Raw genomic sequence first — 18,073 nt, 5'->3', positions numbered from 1 at the left:
TCAGGACTCTCCTGCTATCGAGCAATCCGTCAAAGCAAGCGAGGGCAGCGCATGATTGCAATACGAGACTTGGCCAGTCCGTCGTTCGCGGCCGTATTGGCGGTCATCGCTGTGTTCGTCACGACGCCGGAGTCTGAGGCCCTGCAGTGCACCGACGAGCGTTTCGAAGGGTCCGGTTACGTCGTCTGCACGATCGATCCGGCCGCATCCGACCTGCGTCTGTTCTGGAAGGATAGCGACGGTCAGCCTTATCGCCGTTTCTCCAGCCTGGCCGGGGCGCTACGGGAGCAGGAGCAGGACCTTGTCTTCGCGATCAATGCGGGCATGTATCAGACCGACTTCGCCCCTCTCGGGCTCTATGTCGAGAATGGCGAGGAACTGCAGGTAGCCGATACCGCCACCATCGACGGCCCGCCGCGACAGGTGCCTAACTTCTACAAGAAGCCCAACGGCGTCTTCTTTCTCGGCGATGCCGAAGCGGGCATTCTGCCGACGGAAGAATTTCTCGAACTGAGACCTAATGTGCGTCTCGCGACCCAATCGGGACCGATGCTCGTCATCGAAAATGCGTTGCACCCGGCGCTCATTCCCGGCTCGACGGACACGACGCGCCGCAGCGGCGTGGGCGTCTGCGAAGGCGGGCTCGTCCGGTTCGCGATCAGCGACTGGCGCGTGAATTTTCATGAATTCGCCAGGCTCTTTCGCGACCATCTGGCCTGTCCCAACGCGCTTTTCCTCGACGGCGGCCGCGGCGCCGGACTCTTCCTTCCCGAGAAGAGACGCAACGACTTTTCCTGGCACGGGGGCTACGGCCCGATCCTCGGGGTCGTCGAATAGCTGAGGCAACAGTCGTGTGACTATGAAGCGCTGGAATTCGAAGTCAGCCAGCTCGTAATCAGATCCGTAAAGTCCTGCACGGCACAGTCTCGGCTGATCTCTCCCCGAACCATAGCATCGGACAAGGCTTCGCCCGCGCCGATGATCCCGATGCAGCGCCGGCGCGTCATCTCGGGCGACAGTCTCGAAAGAGGCGTCAATACCTTCGCAAAGAAGGCGATGTGTCCGTCGATCATCTGCCGTTGCGCGGCATCCATTTGGGCGTCGCCTCTTAGAGCCGCACCGATTGCATGCCATTCCGGTCCGACTGCGCGATAGCAGTCCATATAGGCATCGGCGAGCACGTGGGCGACGGCGGCCAATTGCTTGGGCGTGTCTTCGATCGCGGCAGCCAGGGCACGAACCTGGCGATCCATGATTTCTTGGTAGAGCGCGATCATGAGACCAGCCCGGGTCTCGAAGTGATTGTAGGTGATGGGCTTGCTCACCCCCGCATGCTCGGCGAGCGCCCCCAGTGTCAGAGCATCGGTGCCCTGCTCCCGGACGATCGTGTGCGCCACATCGAGCAGTTGAGCACGGCGATCGGCCCTTGGCAGTTTCTTCGGCATCATTTGCTCCTCGTTTGACTCTGCACGACGCATCCCACATGTTACGTTTGGTAACTTACATAAAGTAACACCGACTAGCTTTTTCCGCCAGCCCATCGACCGACAGGTCCTGCCGGCTTCCGAAGGACCGCGCAAGTTGCGCGACAAATCTGAAAGGTTGTTTCCTTGACCCGATTCGCACGAAGAGCAGTTCTCGCAGGATTTGCTGCGGCCGCATTGACCTCAGCCGTACCGGCCTTCGGCGACCAAGGCACGTCACCACCCACAATGCCCCCTGTCGAAATGGTGAGCACGAACGGCATCGAATTGGCCGTCTACGAGGCCGGCGACGGTCCGGCGGTCGTATTGCTCCACGGCTTTCCGGGCTTGGCCTATACCTGGCGGCATCAGATACCCGCGCTCGTCGAAGCGGGGTATGGCGTCATCGTTCCCGATTTGCGCGGCTACGGCCTCAGCGATGCGCCGCCGGCTGTCGAGGACTACGACATTGACGATCTGACTGGAGATGTCGCGGGCTTGCTCGATGGCCTGGGCGTCGAGAAGGCTGTTTTCATGGGGCATGATTGGGGCGGCTTGCTCGCTTGGCAGATGGCGCTCCTGCATGAGGAAAAAACCGCGGGTGTCATCTCGCTCAACACGCCGCACATTCCCCATTGGGGGCTCTGGTTACATCCGGATCTCGTCGATCCGGTACTGCCCGAAGGTGGCCAGTTCGAAGCGAATCCTGCGATCGACCCCATTGCCCAGATGCGCGAAGTCTACAGCACGGACATGTACGTTCTGATGTTCCAGGACCGCGACGCCGCGGACAGCGTGATGAACAGCGATCCGCGCGGCACGCTACGCAGCGCGTTACGCAAAGACCTCGGCACGCCGGACGGTTGGGACCGATTGCCGGCCGCCGCGAAGAACATGGAATATGACGGGCAACCCGCGCCGGAAGAATTCCCGGGCCGGGATGTGCTCCTTCCCGAAGAGCTCGACGTCTATGTCAGCCACTACGAGCGCACGGGCTTCACACCCGCCATCAACTGGTATCGCAACATCACCAGCAACTGGGAGGCGGGGCTGGAGATCGACCAGACGATCCGCGTGCCGTCGCTGATGGTGTCGGCGGAAAACGATGTGGTGCTTCGACCGAGCATGACGGACGGCATGGATGCCCATGTGCCTGATCTGGAAAAATACGTCGTGCCCGATGCCTGGCATTGGACCCCGGAAGAACGGCCGGAGGAGGTGAACCGCATCGTCCTCGGCTGGCTGGAGAGCCGTTTCCCCTCCTGATCCGGATCCACTCCCCTAGGCAGCGCCGATCATCCAAGTGCCCATTGCGGGGCACGCCTTCGAATTCGGTCTTTAACGCGCATCGACAGGAGAAATTCAGTGACTGGAAGATTACTCTTCGCAGGCGGCTCAGGCATCGTTGGCCAACAGGCGGTCCGCCTTTTTCGCCAGAGACATCCCGAACTGGAAATCCTCGTCGGTGGACGGGATTTCGACAAGGCGGCGGCCATCGCCGATGAGGTCGGTCTGGCCGAAGCAGTCAGGATCGATACCAGCCGACCCCGGCTTGGTCTTGCGCCCAACATCGCGGTTTCCGCCGTGGTGATGCTGGTACCGGACGCAGGCCTTCACGGTCTCGCCTTGGCGCAGGACAGCCGTATTCCTTATCTGAGCATCGGGAACTGGTTGATCGAAGTGGGCGCAGAAATGGCCCATTTCATCCGTCGCCCCGATGCGTCGCCGGTCGTTCTTTCCAGCCACTGGCATGGCGGGCCCACGGTTTTCCTGGCGATAGCTTCTTCCAAAGGGTTGGACACCATCCATTCGGTGAAAGTCGGTGCGGTGGTGGATGAACGTGACCCCACCGGCCCGACGGCACTGGAAGACATGGAACACGGCGCAGAGGGCAACGTCTTGGGATTCGCGGACGGACGACGCGTCTGGCTGCAGGGCGACACCGCCCGCAGAGAGATCACGGCAATAGATGGCCGAACGCTTCCCGCACAGGCGTTCGCGCCTTACGATATCGTCAGTCTTCACGCTGCGACCGCGGCGAAAACCATTCGCTTCGATATCGCAAGCGGGATCTCCTCCAGCCGGATGCGCGGTGGCCCGGTTGGAACGGAAATCGTTCTCGAAATCGAGGGCGAGACGGACGGGCGAACGACAATGCGGCGTTCGAGCTTGGAGTTCACCAAGGGACAGGCGACGTTGACCGGCCTCAGCGCCGTGCTCTCGCTTTCAACCGTTCTCGGTCTGGAACGCCAACCTGCCGCTCCTCCTGGGTTATATTTCCCCGAACAGCTCATGGATCCCGACTGGTTCCTGGACGAATTGCGGCGGGAAGGCGCGACGATCGACGTCGACTTGCGATAGGCGTCTCGACCTACCGGGAGGCGCTTAGGGCGTCATTCCGGAAAGACTGTATGGTCGTCATGTGGCAATCGCGCCCGCATGTGTATGATCGTTGCCAGTTCCGTCGAATGCACCATGAGGATCGAAGCCATGCCCAAAGGGTCCGACCTGTTTGTCGCCGCGCTGGAAAACGAGGGCGTGGAGCGCGTCTTTGGTGTACCGGGGGAAGAGAACCTGGACCTCCTGGAGTCGCTTCGCCCCTCTCGCATCGAACTGGTCCTCACGCGTCACGAGCAGGCGGCGGCCTTCATGGCCGCGACGCATGGCAGACTGACCGGCCAGCCCGGCGTCTGCCTCGCGACGCTCGGACCCGGCGCGCTCAATCTCGCGACGGGTGCCGCCTATGCCCATCTTGGGGCGATGCCGATGATCCTCATCACCGGCCAGAAGCCGCTGATGAGCGCACGACAGGCCCGCTTCCAGATCGTCGACATCGTCGCCTCGATGAAGCCGCTCACCAAGATGACGCGCCAGATCATCAGCGCCTCGAGCATTCCCGCCACCGTCCGCGATGCCTTCCGGGTGGCGATGGACGAGCGGCCGGGTCCAGTACATCTGGAATTGCCCGAGGACGTTGCGGGTGAGGACGTCGAGAACGCCTTCGTCATTCCGCGCCACGCGCTGGAGCGTCCCGTTGCCGGATCGGCTGCGCTCGACAGTGCGGCAGAGGCGATCCTTGCCGCCAAGCGGCCTCTGGTGATGATCGGCGCGGCAGGAAACCGGCCATCGCTGATCGACGCGCTGTCGACCTTCGTCGCCCGCACCCGCCTGCCCTTCTTCAACACGCAGATGGGCAAAGGCGCCGTGACCGGGGGCTCCAACCTCTACATGGGCACCGCCGCCCTTTCGGAAGGCGATTACGTCCATGAGGCGGTAGAGCGCGCGGACCTGATCATCGCCATCGGCCACGATACGGTAGAGAAACCGCCTTTCCTGATGAAGAGTGCAGGCGGCCCGAAGGTCGTCCATATCGGCTACCAGTCCGCCACGGTCGAGCAGGTCTACCATCCAGACATGGAGGTGATCGGCGACATCAGGGCCACCGTCGAGGCGCTCGGCGAGCGGCTCGACGGCCAGTTGGCCTCCGACGATGGGATCCTCGAACTGCGCCAGCGGATCCTCGCCCGCATCAACGACCGCGCCGAGGACGATCGCTTTCCGATCATTCCGCAGCGCATCGTCCATGATGTCCGCAAGGTCATGCCGGAGGACGGCATTGTCTGCCTCGACAACGGCATGTACAAGATCTGGTTTGCCCGCAACTACCGCACCCATGTCGCCAACACGCTGTTGCTCGACAATGCGCTGGCGACGATGGGCGCCGGTCTGCCCTCGGCGATGATGGCGGCGATGCTCTACCCCGATCGGCGCGTGCTCGCCGTCTGCGGTGACGGCGGTTTCATGATGAATTCCCAAGAGATGGAAACGGCGGTGCGGCTCGGCCTGAACCTCGTCGTGGTCATCCTGAACGACAGCGCCTATGGCATGATCCGCTGGAAGCAGGCGGTGGATGGCTTCCCGGACTTCGGCATGAGCTTCGACAATCCCGATTTCGTGCGCTATGCCGAGGCATATGGCGCAAAGGGGTCCCGCGTGAACGCAGTCGAGGACCTCGTGCCGACGCTCGAGGCTGCATTCGCCGGCGGCGGTGTGCACCTGGTCGACGTCCCGATCGACTATTCCGAGAACACGCGCGTGCTGGTCGACGAGTTGCGCAATCGCACGCCCGACGTGAACTGCATGTGAGCACGACCGCGAACCAGGCCCGACCATTTAAGGAGAGCGACAATGCTGAAGGTCGTGCAAGCCTTCGACCGCGCGCCCATCGCCGAGATCGAGACTGACGATGCGGCTGCCCTGGAACGCAAGCTGCAAGCCGCCGAGCGCGCCTTTCAGGATCGCGACGGCTGGCTCACGCCGCACCAGCGTATCGCGATCCTGCGGAAGTTGGCGGCGCTGATGGAGGGCAAGCGTGATCATCTTGCCATGCAGATCGCGCGTGAAGGCGGTAAGCCTCTGCCGGACGCCATCATCGAGACCAACCGTGCCATCGACGGCGTCAACAATGCCGCAGACGAGCTGCGCAATTTCGCCGGACGGGAGATCCCGATGGGTCTTTCGTCGGCGGCCGAGAACCGCTGGGCCTTCACCACGCGGGAGCCGATCGGCGTGGTCGCAGCGATCTCGGCTTTCAATCATCCGTTGAACCTGATCGTCCACCAGGTCGCACCCGCGATTGCCGTCGGCTGTCCGGTCATCGTCAAGCCGGCCGGCACGACGCCACTTTCCTGCCTCGACTTCATAGCGCTGGTCCACGAGGCCGGCCTGCCCGAGCCTTTGTGCCAGAGCTTCATCCCCGACGGCAACGAACTCGCCGAAAAGCTGGCGACGGACAGGCGCATCGCCTTTCTGAGTTTCATAGGCTCGGCCAAGGTCGGCTGGTCGCTGCATGCCAAGCTCGCGCCAGGCACGCGCTCGGCGCTGGAGCATGGTGGTGCAGCACCTGCCATCGTCGACCGAAAAGCTGATCTGGCCAAGGTCATCGAGCCGATCGTCAAGGGCAGCTATTACCACGCTGGCCAGGTCTGCGTTTCCACCCAACGGATTTACGTCCACGAGGAGATTGCAGACGACTTCACCGGGATGCTGGTTGCGCGTGTCGAGAAACTGCGCACCGCCGACCCCACGCTGAAGGACACCGAAGTCGGACCCTTGATCCTGCCGCGCGAGGCCGACCGTGTGGCACAATGGATCGAGGAGGCAGTCAAGGGCGGCGCCACCCTTGCGACCGGCGGCAAGCGGCTTTCCGAGACGACCCTTCAGCCTGCTGTGCTACTCGATCCCGCTCCCGACGCGAAGATATCGAAATTGGAGGTCTTCGGTCCGGTCGTCGCGGTCTATCGCTATGGCGATCTCGATGCCGCGATTGCGCAGGCGAACGCGCTGCCGACAGCCTTCCAGGCCAGCATCTTCACACAGGACATCGATGTCGCAATGCGCGCCGCCAATCGTATCGACGCCTCAGCCGTGATGATCAACGATCCCACCGCCTTCAGAACCGACTGGATGCCCTTCTCCGGCCGCAAGGAATCCGGATATGGCACCGGCGGCATCCCCTACACGATGCGTGACCTGACGCAGGAAAAGATGATCCTGATGCGCAACAGCTGAGCACATTCCACAGGATCATCGATGCGCGCTACTCCTTCAGGCCAGACATGGCGAGGCCGATCTGGTTCGGAAAGCTTGTCCCTAGTGGGATATCTCGCCGATCAGCCGCGTGCGTATCTTCTTCGACAGCCAGTCGATGACGAAGATGCAGACGAGCACGTTGAGTACGACAAATGCGACCTGATCGAAGAGGTTCGCGCGAAAGCGCTCGATGATGATCATGCCGATGCCGCCCGCGCCGACCAGACCGAGGATCGTGGCACTGCGCGTGGAGGATTCGAAGAAATACAGCGACTGCGAAATGAAGATCGGCAGCACCTGGGGCAGATAACCATAACGCGCGATCTTGAGCGGACCGGCGCCCGTCGATCGAATGCCTTCCACTTGTTTGCGGTCCACGTTTTCCAGCGCCTCGGAGTAAAGCTTGGATAGCGTGCCCGTATCGGAGATCGCGATGGCGAGAACGCCGGCGAGCGGCCCGAGCCCGACCGCCCGGACGAAGACGAGACCCCAGACCAGCTGGTCGACGCCGCGCAGGACATCGAGAATGCGTCGCACGATCTGCCGCACGACGACGAACGGCATGGTCGTGCGCGCCGCGAAGAACCCGATGAAGAGCGCCATGAACGTGCCGAGCAGCGTGCCGAGAAACGCCATGCCGAGGGTCTGCGCTATCCCGATATAGATCTGCCGGTACTGCCACTCGCCCATGTCTTCCCAGATGAAGAATGCGGCAATGAGACTGAGCGCGCGGCCTGAAGCGTCGAGAAGCCGGTAGACCTCGAAATAGTAGAGCGAGCCGATCACGTAGAAGATGACCGCAAGCCAAAGTGCCCATTGGGTCAGCGTCGACGATACCGATCCGAATGCCTTCGGATTGCTTTGTCGAGCGGCGTTGATTTCGGTCTCCGAGATCGACTGGAGCGTCATCGCGGTCATTGCAGATTCTCCCGGCCGATGAAGTGTGTCCGCATCTGTTCCGAGAGAAGGTCGATCAGCGTGACGGTGATCACGACCAGCAGGAGGACAGCCACGACGCGGTCATCGGAATAGAGGCTTATGACGCGGTTGAGCTCTGCCCCGATGCCACCGGCGCCGACGAAGCCGACGATGGAGGACGCTCGCACGTTGATCTCGAAACGCAGCAATGTGTAGGAAACGAAATTCGGCATCACCTGTGGCACGATGCCGTAACGGATTTCCTCGAACCAATTCCCACCGACGCCACGGATACCCTCCACGGCGCGCATCGAAGCGTTTTCATTGACTTCGGAAAAAAGCTTGCCGAGTGCCCCGGCCGTATGGATCGCGATAGCAAGCACCCCGGCGAGCGGACCGATGCCGATCGCAAAAACGAGGACCAGGGCGTAGAGAATTTCCGGGACGCCGCGGCAAATTTCCATGAAGCGTCGCGAGAGGATATAGACGAAGCTGTTCGGTGCGAGGTTTCGCGAAGCCGGAAAGCAAAGTAGAAAGGCTGCGACGGCGCCGAGGATCGTTGCCGTCAGCGCCATGAAGATCGTCTCGACGATCAGGCGGATGTAATCGTTGAAATCCGAATACCAGTAGGTGAGCGAGCCTGGAACCGCACGGCCATCCGCCCCGCGGCCTTCGAACAGGACATCGAACTGCAGATTCGGCATGATCGTGCCGAAATATTCGAAAATACGCGGCAGGCCACCGGCCAATCGCTCGGGATAAAAGCGCGACACCCAGATTGATAGGCCGAGCGCCAGCAAGAATCCTCCGACGAACAGGATGTTCATGCCGAGGCGCTGGCGCTGCAATTCGCTGCGATGGCGCTCGAAAACCGTAACCGCATCGTCCTGCTGCGGACCTGCGTTCATATCGACGGAGGCCATACGCTCAGCCTGCCAGGAGTTCTGCGCGGGCGCGCTGCTGCAAGTCCAGCTCCGTCAGGCGCTCCGCAGGCACTTCGGTGCCTGCAGGCTTCAGCGTCGTCGATGTCATGCTTTCGCTGAAGGCTTCGTCGGCCTCCGCGCCATAGATTTCACGTGCTGCCTGTTCCGTCAGCGCCGATGGCGGCCCATCGAACACGACGCGGCCTTCCGAAAGCCCAACGACGCGGTCGCAATAATTGCGGGCCGTGTCGAGTGTATGGAGATTGCAGATGACGGCGATGCCGTCTTCGCGGTTTATCGTGCGCAGCGCGTCCATGACGACTTTCGCGTTCATAGGATCGAGCGATGCGATCGGCTCGTCCGCAAGCACGATCTTCGGTTCCTGGGCCAGTGCACGGGCGATGGCGACGCGCTGCATCTGGCCACCGGACAGCGTGTCGGCCTGCTGCAGAGCCGTGTGGGCCATGCCTAGCCGATCGAGCGCGCGGATCGCGAAGGCACGTTCGGCAGGCGTGAAGACCTGGAACATGCTCGCGATCAAACCATGATGATAAAGACGTCCGGTCAGGACGTTGGTGAGGACATTCAGGCGACCGACAAGGTTGAATTGCTGGAACACCATGGCGCAGCTTGCCCGCCATTCGAGCAGCTCGCGGCCTTTCAGCGCCGTCACGTCGCGGCCGTCGAAGATGATCGAGCCGCTGGTCGGCTCGGCCAACCGGTTGATCATGCGCAGAAGCGTCGACTTGCCGGCACCGGAACGCCCAATGACCCCCACCATCTGGCCGTCGGTGATATCGAGCGAGATATTGTCGACGGCATTGCGCGTCTTGAAGCTCTTGGTCAGGTTCTTGATCGCAAGCATGGGATGTCCTTTGGATTTGCCAATGCTGAGACGGATGCCGAGGCGATCCGTTTTCGCAAAACGACAGGCCCGCAGAACCTGCGGACCTGTCCCGGCCGAAGCGGCCTTAGGCGATCAGATCAACGCGAACCTTCGAGTTCACGCTCTCGCATCGCAACGACACCTTCGAAGAACGAATGGTCGACAGCCTTGAAGCCCTGGCCTTCTCCCTGCGAGACGTTGAAGTAGCAGTCCGGATCGGTCTCGTTCAGAGTTTCCAGCCAGCCATTGACCTTGTCCTTGACGTCCTGCGGCAGGCTCTTGCGATTTACCCAGGGGCCGTTCGGGATGAGGGTCGACTGCCAGATGATGCGCAGGTCCGACATGTCGAGAAGGTCCTTATCGACCATCGACCGCAGCGCGCCGCGCGAGAAGCCTTCCGACTCTTCGCCAACGCCCGAGGTCCAGGTGACCCCTGCGTCATACTGGTCGTTCAGAACGGCGACGACCGCCTGCTCGTGGCCACCACCGAAACCGGTCTGCGAGAAATACTCCTCGATGACGATTTCCTGGGCTTCGAGTTCGGCCTTCGGCACGAGGTAGCCGGACGTGGAGTTCGGGTCGGCGAAGGCGAGAGACTTGCCTTCCATGTCTTCCAGGGACTCGATGCCGCTGTCGGCTTTGGTGTACATCATGGCGTAGTAGCCATCTGATCCGTCGGCTTCGAGCGCAACGAAGGCAGGCTCGACAGCTTCGGGATCCTGAAGGTAAATGCCGGCATAACCGGAGGCGCCGAGCTGGGCGGCATCGAGTTGGCCTGCGACGAGGCCCTGCATCACGCCGGCGTAATCCGAAGCCGGATAGAGTTCGACCGGCACGCCGAGAACCTCACCGAGTTGCTCAACCATGCAGGCGTTGTCACGCAGGCGGTCTGCTTCGTTTTCACCACCGAGAAGACCAACGCGGAAAACGTCGATGTCCTGGGCAAGTGCCGAGCCGGCGAGAAGGCTGGTTGCGAGCGCTACGTTGACGGCGCCGCGAGCAATTTGAGCGATCATCATGATCTCCATGATCAATTGGAATTGTTGCGGTCCGGACACCCCATCCGGCCTGACATCCAATCCGTACCGGGCGTTCACGACAGTGCGTTGACGGTATTGCAACAGATTGATGAAGGCTCGCGGTGCTCGAGCCGGACGCGTCAGCGGTGCTTGGAGATGAAGTCGCCGATGGCGAGCGTGCGGAAGTCGTCAAGCGCCGCTTGAAGCTTGTCATGCTCCCAATCCCACCAGGCAAGCGCGTCAAGTTCGGCAGCGATATCGGCTCCGAAACGCTTGCGGATCGGCTTGGCCGGAACACCACCAACGATCGTGTAAGGCTCGACATTTTTCGACACGACGGCACCCGCGCCGATCACTGCGCCATTGCCGATCGTGACGCCTGGAAGAAGTGTCGCGCCATGGCCGATCCAGACGTCGTGGCCGATCATGACGGCGTTTTCCCGGCGCCAGGAAAAGAACGCGGTATCGTTCTCGGCACCGTCGAAATAGTCGCCGGCGCGGTAAGTGAAATGGTGCTGGCTCGCCCGCCAGGTCGGATGGTTGGTGGCATTGATGCGTACGGCCGCGGCAATCGACACGAACTTGCCGATCGTCGTGCACCACACGTCGCAATCCTGCATGATATAGGAATAATCGCCGAGTTGCGTTTCAGCGACACGGCTGCGGGCGCTGATTTCCGTGTAGCGCCCGAGCGTGGTTCCCTTGAGCTCGGCCGTTTCGTGGACGGAAGGCTCAAGCGAAAGCCGTCCCATGGTCAGGCAGCCCGTTGCGTCGGCCGAAAGGCCGTGACGTCGATGATCCGATCTGCCACCGCCTCGCGCACTTCTTCGTCGTGGAAGATGCCCAGCAAGGCCGTTCCCGAGCGCTTCTTCTCGTCGATCATGGCGATGACCACGCGCCGGTTCTGCGCGTCGAGCGACGCGGTCGGCTCATCGAGAAGCAGCACCGGATGTTCGGTGATGAAGCCACGTGCGATGTTCACGCGTTGCTGCTCGCCACCGGAAAACGTCGCCGGCGGCAACGACCAGAGCGCGTGGGGAAGGTTCAGTCGTTCGAGCAGCGCGCTTGCCTGCCGCCGCGCGTCATCACCATCATGGCCGCGTGCGATCAGCGGTTCGGCGACGACGTCGAGAGCGGAAACGCGTGGCACCGTACGCAGAAACTGGCTGACATAGCCGATGACATCGCGGCGTGACTGCAGCACTTGGCGCGGTGACGCCTGGGCAAGATCGACCGTCTCGCCCAAATGGGAAACGAGGATCTGGCCGGCGTCGACGACGTAGTTGCCGTAGAGCATCTTGAGGATCGAGCTTTTGCCGGCGCCCGAAGGGCCGCCGAGCACGACGCATTCTCCGCGCGCCACACGGAAATCGACATTGTCGACGACGGGCAAACGCAGCCCGCCCCTCAGATGCATGGTGAAACTCTTGGCGACGCCCGAAACGACGAGTGGATCTGACATGGTCTGCACTCACACCTGCAGGATGGAAGAGACGAGAAGCTGCGTATAGGGCTCGCGCGGATCATCGAGCACGCGATCGGTCAAACCGTGCTCGATGACGCGGCCGTCCTTCATCACCATGATCCGCTGCGAGAGCAGGCGCGCCACGGCGAGGTCATGAGTGACGACGATGGCCGCAAGGCCCAATTCGCCGACGAGCCCGCGCAGCAGATCGAGAAGCCGGGCCTGGACGGAAACATCGAGACCGCCGGTCGGCTCGTCCATAAAGACGAGGCGTGGCCCGGTGACGAGGTTGCGCGCGATCTGGAGCCGCTGGCGCATGCCGCCGGAGAACGCATTCGGTCGATCGTCGATGCGGTCTGTCGCGATTTCGACACGCTCCAGCCAGTCGAGAGCGGTATCGCGGATCCGCCCGTAGTGGCGCTCACCGACAGCCATCAAGCGCTCGCCGACATTGGCGCCGGCCGACACACCCATGCGTAGGCCATCGGCCGGGTTCTGGTGCACGAAGCCCCAGTCGGTGCGCATGAGGAACCTGCGTTCGGCCTCGCCCATCGCATAAAGATCCTGCAGCCGACCATCGCGCATGCGGTATTCGATGCTCCCGGACGAAGGGGCGAGCCGCGCCGAAAGGCAATTTAGGAGGGTGGTCTTTCCCGATCCGGATTCGCCGACGATCGCGACGATTTCGCTCGGATGGATGTCGAGGTCGACGGCTTCGCAGCCGATGCGCTCTCCATAGATCTTCGTGACGCCGCGTGCCGTCATCAGAGGCAGATCGCTCATCGCCGTGCCTCCTCGACAGTTGCCTGTTTCCCGACATGACCTTCCGAGCGTCGCCCATCGCAGTGCGCCGTGTCGGAGCAGACGAACATGCGCGTGCCGCGATCGTCCATGATCACCTCGTCGAGATAGACATCGTCCGCGCCACACAATGCACAGGGCTTGTCGAAGCTCTGGACGGTGAAGGGATGATCGTCGAAATCGAGGCTCACGACGTCGCTATAGGGTGGGATCGCATAGATGCGACGCTCGCGCCCTGCCCCGAAAAGCTGCAACGCCGGCGACATGTGCATCTTCGGGTTATCGAATTTCGGTGTCGGCGAAGGGTCCATCACATAGCGACCCTCCACCTTTACCGGATAAGCATAGGTCGTCGCGATCTCGCCGTGACGGGCGATGTCCTCGTAGAGCTTGACGTGCATTAGTCCGTATTCCTCAAGCGCATGCATCGTCCGCGTCTCGGTTTCGCGCGGCTCGAGGAAGCGTAGCGGCTCGGGGATCGGCACCTGGTAGACGATGATCTGGCCGTCGCTCAGCGGATGCTCGGGAATGCGGTGACGGGTCTGGATGATCGTCGCGGCGGCGGTGTCGGTGGTCACGCTGACATTGGTGACTTTCTGGAAGAATGCACGGATTGAGACGGCATTCGTCGTGTCGTCCGCGCCTTGATCGATCACCTTGAGCACGTCGTCCTGGCCGATGATGGCGGCAGTCACCTGGACGCCTCCGGTGCCCCAGCCGTAGGGCATCGGCATTTCGCGACTGGCGAAAGGCACCTGATAGCCGGGTATCGCGATCGCCTTCAGGATCGCGCGCCGGATCATGCGCTTTGTCTGCTCGTCCAGATAGGCGAAATTGTAGAAGGGTTCCCCGGTCATTCCGCGGCCTCGCGCTGGTCTTCGGCAGTCTCGTTTTGTGTTTCGTGTACCGCGCGCATGCGGCGCACGAGATCGAGTTCAGCTTGGAAATCGACGTAGTGCGGCAGCTTCAAGTGCTCGACAAATCCGGTGGCCTGCACGTTGTCGCAATGGGAAAGCACGAACTCTTCGTCCTGCGCCGGCGCGCGACTTTCTTCACCCAGCTCTTGCGCCCTCAACGCCCGGTCGCACAGCGCCATCGCCATCGCCTTGCGCTCCGATTGGCCGAAGACGAGGCCGTACCCTCGGGTGAATTGCGGCGGTGCCTTTGCCGAGCCCTTGAACTGGTTGATCATCTGGCATTCGGTGACGCGCACACGCCCGAGCGGCACGGCGAAATCGAGTTCGGGAATATCAAGCTCCACCTCCACCTCGCCGATGCGGATTTCACCGGCAAAGGGATGAGAGCGACCGAAGCCGCGCTGCGTCGAATAGGCGAGCGCCAATAGGAAGCCTTCATCGCCGCGTGCCAGAGATTGAAGCCGACCGTCGCGACCCATCGGATATTCCTGCGGCTCGCGGGTGATGTCGGCGATATGGTCGCTGTCCACGCTGCCGTCTTCTTCCACCAGTCCTTCTTCGGCAAGAAGCGCGGACACGCGCGGCGGCGGTGATTCATCTTCGACGCTCAGCCGCGTGCCTTCGGGAACCGCATCGTCGCCGGCCAGCGCCGGATCGAGCAGGCGATGCGTGTAGTCGAAGGTCGGCCCGAGCAGCTGTCCGCCGGGCAGATCCTTGAAAGTTGCCGAAACGCGCCGCTCTATCCGCATTTCTCCCGTCTCGACCGGGCGCGAATAGCCAAAGCGGCTGAGCGTGGTCCGATAGGCTCGCAGGAGAAAGATCGCCTCGATCAGATCGCCCCGCGCCTGCCGAACGGCGAGTGCTGCGAGTTCGCGATCATAAAGCGATCCTTCGGACATCACCCGATCGACCCCGAGCGCCAGCTGCTCGACGATCTGGTCGAGCCCGATCGCCGGCAGGTCGCGGCTGCCGCGACGACGGTCAGCCAGAAGCCGGTGCGCATTGACGATCGCCTTTTCGCCACCCTTGACGGCAACATACATATCAGACCTCCAGGCGTTCGATGGTGAGAGTGCGCGGCATGCCCATCACGGCGCCCCCGGCACACAAGATGAGATCGACACCGCGCGGATATTGCGCGCGGTTCTCTGACCAGCGTTCGACGAAGTCCGTGCCGAGACCGGCAGGCGTGATGGTCAGTGTCGACTTGATGCCCGGCCCGGAGCAGGTCAGGCGCGGTCCATGCGTCAGGCCCCCACAGGCTTTGACGATGGTTGTCGAGCGGTCGGGATATTCCTGCGTGCCCTGCCCGAAGAATTTGAAGTCCGGAAGCGGATCGGCCTCGGCAATGAGCGCGAAGGCGGCGAGTTCCGGCGCATCGACTTGCGGAGCGCCGGTTGCGAAGGCGAGCCACTCCCGAGCTTTGCGATCGTCGCTGAGCGACGGGCTCAGCCACACCGAAGTCTCGTGATCGACGAGCGTCAGTGCGACGGCGGCCAGATCCGCATCGAGCCCCATGGCCCCATCGTCGACAGACAGGCGCTGAATTGTGCCCGGACGAGACAGTGCGTCCATCAATGCCCGAAAGTTGGCCTGCGCACGGAAGACCGGATCGGCCGGTTGCTGTCTTGCAAAAGCGGTCATGCTCAGTCCTCGCCGCGAACCATGGTGAAAAAGTCGACCTTCGTCGCGGCGGTCTCTTCTGCACGCCTCGTGTCGGCCTCCCGCTCCGCGGTGCGGAGTGGGTCGAGGATCTGCCGCTCGATCGTCTCGCGCCGCGTCTCGTCCTGGCAAAGTGCGTCGCAAATGGCCGACTGCAGAGCCTTCTTTCGGTCGCGGCCGAGGGCATAGGCATGGCCGACGAATCCGTCGAGTTCGACGCTCGCCCGGGTTACGGTCACCTCTCCGACGTTGAACGGTGAACCGCCGCCGCCGATGCGGCCGCGCAGGGTCACAAGGCCGGTTTCCGGCGGGCGAACGACGCGCGTTTCCCGAGGCAGGCCAGCCTGCTGGCACAGGCGATCCAGTACTGTCATGTCCGCGCGGGCAAGTAGACCCATCGCTTCCTTGCGGCCGTCCCAACTCATCGAAACCATCCCGTCACTTGTCTGTTTATATAGACAACTGTAGCCTACACTACGGATGATCCATGACAAGGCTGTGACGATGGTAGGCAGGGTGAGCATTTCCAGAAGCGGCGTCGCGCTCTGGCGGCAGGTTGCGGATCAGCTGCGTGGCGCGATCGATCGCGGCGAGTTCCCGCCCGCTGCCAAGCTGCCGTCCGAATTCGAGATCGGACGACAGTTCGGGGTCAATCGACACACCGTACGCGCGGCAATCGCGCATCTCGCCGCGGAGGGGTTGGTCGAGACCCGACACGGTCTCGGCACCATCGTCACCCGCTCAGGGCGCCTGTCCTACCCGATACGCCTTCGCACAAGGCTCAGCACCGGTCTATCCGGTCAGGTCGCGTCGGTCGAAAGTCGACTGCTGAACGCGCAGGAACACGACGCTATACCGAGTATCGCCGAAGAGCTCGGTCTCAGCCCGGGCGATAGCGTGCTCGAGCTGGAGACGATGAGCATAGCGGAAGACCGCCCGATCTCGCTTGCGACGCACTGGCTGGACGCCCGCAGATTCAACGGCCTTGCCGAGACGTTTGCCAGGACGCGATCGATGACCGCGTCCTTCAGCCATTTCGGAATCGACGATTACATTCGCCGCGAAACCCGCGTGCTGGCCGAGGGCGCCGGCGAGGCCGAGCTCGTCCATCTCGACCTGCCCAAGGGCTCGATCGTCCTCGTGGCGACCGGGACCAACGCCACGCTCGACGGCAAGGTCTTCCACCTCACCCGAACCCGCTTCGCCGCCGACCGTATCGAATTGCGGATCGAGCACTAAGGCAAGGCATCGAGGCGACCGAAGCGACGGTCAGTGCGGCGCCACGGCCCAAGGCGTTACCGCACTGCCTCCGAACAGCATGGGGCGAGGCAGCTGGAATATGTAATAGGGGTTGGGAAGCGGCATGGCCGTCGCCGCATCAAGCCTCTGCAACTGCTCTGCCGAGATCGAGACGTCCAGCGAACCGATGTTTTGCCTAAGCTGGTCGGCACTGCTCGCTCCGATCAACACCGAGGAGACAAGCGGACGAGCGGCCACCCAGGCCAGGCTGACCTGGGCCATCGACTTGCCGGTTTCCTCAGCGATTTTTCGAACTTCGTCGACGACGTCGAAGTTTCTTTCGGTGAAAAGCATACCGCCAAACGGATTGTCGCCGGCAAGGCGACCCGTGCTGCTTTCGGGCTCCGCAGTGCTGGCGCTATCGGGCATCGCCGGCATGACGCTCGCCCGGGCAAGCATGTCGCGACCGTATTTGCCTGTCAGCAGGCCGCCCCCGAGCGGGCTCCAGGGCACCAGACCCAGGCCGAACTCTGCCGCTGCCGGAGCGATCTCCAGTTCCACGCCGCGATCGATCAGTGAATAGCTGTATTGCAGGCCGACAGGCTTCGGCAGGCCGTGCGCGGCTGCGAGCGTCGCGATCTTGGCCACATACCAGCTCGGTGTATTGGAAAAGCCGTAGTGCAGGATCTTTCCGGCGCGCACCGCGTCGGTCAACGTGCCGAGAACCTCTTCCGCAGGCGTCGTGCGGTCCCAGACATGCATCCAGTACATGTCGATGTAGTCGGTACGAAGTCGTTTCAGCGAGGCTTCCAGGCTTGCGCGAATGTTCTTCTTGCCGTTGCCGCCGGCAAGCGCCGTGCCTTCCGTGCGGGAGAAGCCGGACTTGGTGGCGATCACCAGCCTGTCGCGTAATCCGGCGTCCGCAATATAGCGGCCCAGCATGTCCTCGCTTTGCCCGCCTGAATAGATGTCGGCCGTGTCGACGAAATTGCCGCCCGCATCGACATAAGCGTGCAGAATGGCACGCGAGGCATCGTCGTCGGTGCCCCAGCGTCCAGTGCCGAAGGTCATGGTTCCGAGCGCGAGCGGGCTGACGATCAATCCGGAAGCGCCGAGTGTTCGATGATACGCGAGGCTCATGAGAATTCCCTTCTTTGGCCATATGTCGACCCGGAGATAGGGCGGTCC

General features: G+C 62.4%; 19 protein-coding genes. 6 read left to right on the top strand and 13 right to left on the bottom strand.

The features are described 5' to 3' along the window. The first annotated feature begins 51 nt into the window (after positions 1-51). Positions 52-837, top strand: a complete 786-nt coding sequence (locus GC125_RS07430; protein WP_151985049.1) for a phosphodiester glycosidase family protein — start codon at positions 52-54, stop codon at positions 835-837. Between the two features lie 20 nt (positions 838-857). Here the strand turns inward: GC125_RS07430 and GC125_RS07425 are convergent, their stop codons facing one another. Beyond that, a complete protein-coding gene (locus tag GC125_RS07425) occupies positions 858-1,445 on the bottom strand; it encodes a TetR/AcrR family transcriptional regulator (RefSeq protein ID WP_151985047.1) in 588 nt (195 codons plus the stop codon). Positions 1,446-1,610: 165 nt separating this feature from the next. Here GC125_RS07425 and GC125_RS07420 point away from each other — a divergent pair, with 165 nt between their 5' ends. The 4 genes from GC125_RS07420 (at position 1,611) to GC125_RS07405 (ending at position 7,034) form a co-directional block, all read left to right on the top strand. Continuing rightward, positions 1,611-2,729: an alpha/beta fold hydrolase gene (locus GC125_RS07420; RefSeq protein WP_286165409.1), complete on the top strand. Its 1,119-nt coding sequence runs from the start codon at positions 1,611-1,613 to the stop codon at positions 2,727-2,729. Positions 2,730-2,828: 99 nt separating this feature from the next. Next, positions 2,829-3,824, top strand: coding sequence for a saccharopine dehydrogenase family protein (locus GC125_RS07415; protein ID WP_199864496.1), 996 nt, complete (start codon positions 2,829-2,831; stop codon positions 3,822-3,824). Positions 3,825-3,953: 129 nt separating this feature from the next. After that, positions 3,954-5,609 (top strand): acetolactate synthase large subunit, encoded by a 1,656-nt coding sequence (locus GC125_RS07410; protein WP_151985043.1) that lies wholly within the window; start codon positions 3,954-3,956, stop codon positions 5,607-5,609. Between the two features lie 42 nt (positions 5,610-5,651). Then, entirely contained in the window at positions 5,652-7,034 is a 1,383-nt protein-coding gene (locus GC125_RS07405; protein ID WP_151985041.1) for an aldehyde dehydrogenase family protein, read from the top strand. Positions 7,035-7,115: 81 nt separating this feature from the next. Here GC125_RS07405 and phnE (GC125_RS07400) read toward each other — a convergent pair whose 3' ends face one another. The 11 genes from phnE (GC125_RS07400) to phnG form a co-directional block, all read right to left on the bottom strand. Continuing rightward, entirely contained in the window at positions 7,116-7,973 is an 858-nt protein-coding gene (gene phnE / locus GC125_RS07400; protein WP_151985039.1) for a phosphonate ABC transporter, permease protein PhnE, read from the bottom strand. Continuing rightward, complete coding sequence (phnE, locus tag GC125_RS07395) at positions 7,970-8,896, bottom strand: phosphonate ABC transporter, permease protein PhnE (RefSeq protein ID WP_199864495.1); 927 nt, start codon at positions 8,894-8,896, stop codon at positions 7,970-7,972. Before phnE (GC125_RS07395) ends, phnE (GC125_RS07400) begins: the two co-directional genes overlap by 4 nt. Positions 8,897-8,900: 4 nt before the next feature. Beyond that, complete coding sequence (gene phnC / locus GC125_RS07390) at positions 8,901-9,761, bottom strand: phosphonate ABC transporter ATP-binding protein (RefSeq protein ID WP_151985037.1); 861 nt, start codon at positions 9,759-9,761, stop codon at positions 8,901-8,903. Between the two features lie 119 nt (positions 9,762-9,880). Next, the gene (phnD, locus tag GC125_RS07385) at positions 9,881-10,798 is read right to left on the bottom strand and encodes a phosphonate ABC transporter substrate-binding protein (RefSeq protein ID WP_151985035.1); all 918 of its coding nucleotides are present in this window, start codon (positions 10,796-10,798) and stop codon (positions 9,881-9,883) included. Positions 10,799-10,941: 143 nt separating this feature from the next. After that, on the bottom strand, positions 10,942-11,553 hold the full coding sequence (locus GC125_RS07380) for a DapH/DapD/GlmU-related protein (RefSeq protein ID WP_151985033.1): 612 nt from the start codon (positions 11,551-11,553) through the stop codon (positions 10,942-10,944). Positions 11,554-11,555: 2 nt separating this feature from the next. Further along, on the bottom strand, positions 11,556-12,263 hold the full coding sequence (gene phnL, locus GC125_RS07375; protein ID WP_151985031.1) for a phosphonate C-P lyase system protein PhnL: 708 nt from the start codon (positions 12,261-12,263) through the stop codon (positions 11,556-11,558). A gap of 9 nt (positions 12,264-12,272) precedes the next feature. Further along, positions 12,273-13,049, bottom strand: a complete 777-nt coding sequence (phnK, locus tag GC125_RS07370) for a phosphonate C-P lyase system protein PhnK (RefSeq protein ID WP_151985029.1) — start codon at positions 13,047-13,049, stop codon at positions 12,273-12,275. After that, positions 13,046-13,924: an alpha-D-ribose 1-methylphosphonate 5-phosphate C-P-lyase PhnJ gene (locus GC125_RS07365; protein WP_151985027.1), complete on the bottom strand. Its 879-nt coding sequence runs from the start codon at positions 13,922-13,924 to the stop codon at positions 13,046-13,048. The genes phnK and GC125_RS07365 overlap by 4 nt, the downstream gene beginning before the upstream one ends. Then, on the bottom strand, positions 13,921-15,027 hold the full coding sequence (locus GC125_RS07360; protein WP_151985025.1) for a carbon-phosphorus lyase complex subunit: 1,107 nt from the start codon (positions 15,025-15,027) through the stop codon (positions 13,921-13,923). The genes GC125_RS07365 and GC125_RS07360 overlap by 4 nt, the downstream gene beginning before the upstream one ends. 1 nt (position 15,028) lies before the next feature. Beyond that, positions 15,029-15,628 carry a phosphonate C-P lyase system protein PhnH gene (gene phnH, locus GC125_RS07355; protein WP_151985023.1) on the bottom strand — a complete coding sequence of 200 codons (600 nt, stop codon included), beginning with the start codon at positions 15,626-15,628 and terminating at the stop codon, positions 15,029-15,031. Positions 15,629-15,630: 2 nt separating this feature from the next. Then, on the bottom strand, positions 15,631-16,071 hold the full coding sequence (gene phnG / locus GC125_RS07350; RefSeq protein WP_286165408.1) for a phosphonate C-P lyase system protein PhnG: 441 nt from the start codon (positions 16,069-16,071) through the stop codon (positions 15,631-15,633). A 79-nt stretch (positions 16,072-16,150) separates the two neighbouring features. On the opposite strand from phnG, the gene phnF reads away from it, so the two are divergent. Next, positions 16,151-16,885 (top strand): phosphonate metabolism transcriptional regulator PhnF, encoded by a 735-nt coding sequence (gene phnF, locus GC125_RS07345; RefSeq protein WP_199864494.1) that lies wholly within the window; start codon positions 16,151-16,153, stop codon positions 16,883-16,885. A 30-nt stretch (positions 16,886-16,915) separates the two neighbouring features. Here the strand turns inward: phnF and GC125_RS07340 are convergent, their stop codons facing one another. Then, positions 16,916-18,025: an aldo/keto reductase gene (locus tag GC125_RS07340; RefSeq protein WP_151985019.1), complete on the bottom strand. Its 1,110-nt coding sequence runs from the start codon at positions 18,023-18,025 to the stop codon at positions 16,916-16,918. Positions 18,026-18,073 lie beyond the last annotated feature (48 nt).

It is taken from the genome of Rhizobium sp. EC-SD404 (assembly GCF_902498825.1).
In the GTDB taxonomy this organism is placed as follows: Bacteria; Pseudomonadota; Alphaproteobacteria; order Rhizobiales; family Rhizobiaceae; genus Georhizobium.
The sequence above is the reverse complement of the archived record's forward strand: the minus strand, read 5'-3'. Positions and strand labels throughout refer to the sequence as shown.

What these genes read in the sequence shown, in the direction of transcription:
- GC125_RS07430 (WP_151985049.1), top strand. Translation starts at nt 52, where the DNA reads ATGATTGCAATACGAGACTTGGCCAGTCCGTCGTTCGCGGCCGTATTG.
- GC125_RS07425 (WP_151985047.1), bottom strand. Translation starts at nt 1,445, where the DNA reads ATGCCGAAGAAACTGCCAAGGGCCGATCGCCGTGCTCAACTGCTCGAT.
- GC125_RS07410 (WP_151985043.1), top strand. Translation starts at nt 3,954, where the DNA reads ATGCCCAAAGGGTCCGACCTGTTTGTCGCCGCGCTGGAAAACGAGGGC.
- GC125_RS07405 (WP_151985041.1), top strand. Translation starts at nt 5,652, where the DNA reads ATGCTGAAGGTCGTGCAAGCCTTCGACCGCGCGCCCATCGCCGAGATC.
- phnE (WP_151985039.1), bottom strand. Translation starts at nt 7,973, where the DNA reads ATGACCGCGATGACGCTCCAGTCGATCTCGGAGACCGAAATCAACGCC.
- phnE (WP_199864495.1), bottom strand. Translation starts at nt 8,896, where the DNA reads ATGGCCTCCGTCGATATGAACGCAGGTCCGCAGCAGGACGATGCGGTT.
- phnC (WP_151985037.1), bottom strand. Translation starts at nt 9,761, where the DNA reads ATGCTTGCGATCAAGAACCTGACCAAGAGCTTCAAGACGCGCAATGCC.
- phnD (WP_151985035.1), bottom strand. Translation starts at nt 10,798, where the DNA reads ATGATCGCTCAAATTGCTCGCGGCGCCGTCAACGTAGCGCTCGCAACC.
- GC125_RS07380 (WP_151985033.1), bottom strand. Translation starts at nt 11,553, where the DNA reads ATGGGACGGCTTTCGCTTGAGCCTTCCGTCCACGAAACGGCCGAGCTC.
- phnL (WP_151985031.1), bottom strand. Translation starts at nt 12,263, where the DNA reads ATGTCAGATCCACTCGTCGTTTCGGGCGTCGCCAAGAGTTTCACCATG.
- phnK (WP_151985029.1), bottom strand. Translation starts at nt 13,049, where the DNA reads ATGAGCGATCTGCCTCTGATGACGGCACGCGGCGTCACGAAGATCTAT.
- GC125_RS07365 (WP_151985027.1), bottom strand. Translation starts at nt 13,924, where the DNA reads ATGACCGGGGAACCCTTCTACAATTTCGCCTATCTGGACGAGCAGACA.
- GC125_RS07360 (WP_151985025.1), bottom strand. Translation starts at nt 15,027, where the DNA reads ATGTATGTTGCCGTCAAGGGTGGCGAAAAGGCGATCGTCAATGCGCAC.
- phnH (WP_151985023.1), bottom strand. Translation starts at nt 15,628, where the DNA reads ATGACCGCTTTTGCAAGACAGCAACCGGCCGATCCGGTCTTCCGTGCG.
- phnG (WP_286165408.1), bottom strand. Translation starts at nt 16,071, where the DNA reads ATGAGTTGGGACGGCCGCAAGGAAGCGATGGGTCTACTTGCCCGCGCG.
- phnF (WP_199864494.1), top strand. Translation starts at nt 16,151, where the DNA reads ATGGTAGGCAGGGTGAGCATTTCCAGAAGCGGCGTCGCGCTCTGGCGG.
- GC125_RS07340 (WP_151985019.1), bottom strand. Translation starts at nt 18,025, where the DNA reads ATGAGCCTCGCGTATCATCGAACACTCGGCGCTTCCGGATTGATCGTC.